Source organism: Bacillus sp. SIMBA_008 (genome assembly GCF_046535495.1).
Taxonomy (GTDB): Bacteria; Bacillota; Bacilli; order Bacillales; family Bacillaceae; genus Bacillus; species Bacillus subtilis.
Window position 1 is genome coordinate 1 of the sequence record NZ_JAWRWL010000326.1, and the last position, 278, is coordinate 278.

Genomic DNA, 278 nt, shown 5'->3' on the forward strand with positions numbered 1-278 from the left:
GAGCCGATCGCGGCGGCAACCATGCCGTCAGCCACCGAGACCGCCGCACCGGACGACGAACCTCCCGGGATGCGATCGCGGTCCCACGGGTTTCCTGGCGTCCCAAAATGGGAGTTGAGCCCGACCACCGAGAATGCAAAGGGCGTCATGTTGGTACGGCCAATGAGCACCACCCCCGACGACCGTAGCCGAGATACCACAGGCGCATCGCACGCGGCTACCGGCATATCGTCGAGCGCGAGTGCACCAGCTCTCGTTACTTCCCCTTTAACGTCTAG

General features: G+C 64.0%; 1 protein-coding gene. It reads right to left on the minus strand.

Annotation, left to right across the window (positions count from 1 at the left end):
• Window positions 1-278: amidase family protein (locus SB658_RS23415; protein ID WP_410602679.1), on the minus strand; the 278-nt coding region annotated here is incomplete at both ends.